The organism is Nostoc sp. CALU 546 (genome assembly GCF_048836525.1).
The window spans coordinates 61,575-63,232 of sequence record NZ_JAWJTF010000055.1 but is presented as its reverse complement, the minus strand read 5'-3'; the positions used below and the strand labels follow the sequence as shown (position 1 = coordinate 63,232).

Here is a 1,658-nt window from a genome sequence, read left to right as displayed (position 1 = left end):
GGCAATAGGCAATAGGCAACAGTCAAGAGGGCTTCTCAATACTTGTCGGTTAAGGGGAAAAGGGGAAGGTGGGGCCCCCTCCTTTCAAGGGTAGGTATTTAAAAATCAGGCAGTAGAGAGGGTGATTTGAGAGACATGGAGTTGTGGAGTCAAGGAAGGCCAAGGTTCAGGGAAAAAGCTACCTTGAGGTAGGGGAAGACGATTAAGAACGGCAGCCTTAATCACTAAAAATCCACGACGGAAACATGAGAGACAACGATGGAAGACACTATTTTTCAAATTGCGTCGTGCAACGTGGGTTTGTGGTAATTCGTCTAAACTACTAATAGGCAAATTGGCATCAATAGCACCTCCAACACTAACCTGCCATAAAGTAGCGATTGCGATCGCTAACCAATGTCTCTCGGCTCGTTTGGTATCTGTCATTTTAGTTTGATGCCAAGCAAAACCACCTCTTTTACCGTCTTTAAATAGACATTCAATCCAAGAGCGCATCGAATACCAACAAGCATCCGCAACTTCGGGTTGTAAATCGGTGAGAATTAACCAAGGTTCGGCATAGCCCTCGTCATGACGGGCTAACAATGTACATTCAATCGGGTTACTTTTGAAACAAGTTACCAATGACTCAAATGACTGACCAACTTCTCGAACAAGAGTATTTAGAGGTAGCCAAGAAACAGTACCTTTAATTTGAAACTGCCCCTGAAGGTTAATCCGCATAAAAGGATGCCAACCACAGTTCAAGATTTGTTGATACAACCACTCAGCATAAAGCCCTCTATCTGTGGTGACAATTACAAACCAATCTGGTGGTACAGTTTTGTCTATATGGCGAAATAATTCTTCCCAGTGAGGTTTCCAACTTCCAGGAATGGTAGCTTCAACTATTTTCCAGGCAATTGGAATTCCACAGCCACGGTAAACAATGCTAATTGCTAATACAGTAAAGCGATCGCTTAAAGTTGAAGCATCTGCTGCCAATGCTAGACGTTTTTCACCTTTAGGCCAAAGACTTAGAATCCAAGATAGTAGTGGACTAAAACAAGATGTCACATCCAATGAAGTTCGACCAGTTTTTGTTTTATCTTCTGCGTCTCGATACCATTCCCGCAGTTGCTGACGTATAGTATTCTCCTTTTTACCCAGTAGTTCTGCTAAAAATACTGAAACCGTTGTCAGTCCACTTGATTGGGTCATTACTATCCCAAAAGTCCACATTGCCAGTACAACAGCTTGAGGTTTTGTGAGATTTGGCATTTTTTCAATTACTTTTCTAGTCCATTCTCTTAATTCCTCGCTTTTTCCTACTTGCATTCACCCTCCTGCACCCGTAGTAATTCTGCTGATAAAAGCTAGATAGTATTTTACCTGCAAAAATACGCCTTTATTAAATACCTACCCTTGAAAGGGGGCCCCCTCTGGGGATAAGGGGAAGGGGAAAGAAAAAACCTTTAACCTTTACCCTTTAACCTTTTCCCAAAACGCAATTCCGAGTTAAAAATCCAAAACCTGAGCAGTATTGGAGGGCTTCTTAGTTGTACTGAGTTTTTTCAGAAATCAAATATGAGTCCTATAGTACTTACACTTATTAGGACTGATACCAATTTAATGTGAAGTTGCACATATCTTGATCCCCCTAAATCCCCCTTAAAAAG

At 41.6% G+C, this 1,658-nt stretch carries 1 protein-coding gene; it reads right to left on the bottom strand.

Annotated elements, in window-relative coordinates; translation table 11 throughout:
* Positions 1–105 precede the first annotated feature (105 nt).
* Complete coding sequence (locus RRG12_RS24515) at positions 106–1,317, bottom strand: endonuclease (RefSeq protein WP_420758009.1); 1,212 nt, start codon at positions 1,315–1,317, stop codon at positions 106–108.
* Positions 1,318–1,658: the final 341 nt, after the last annotated feature.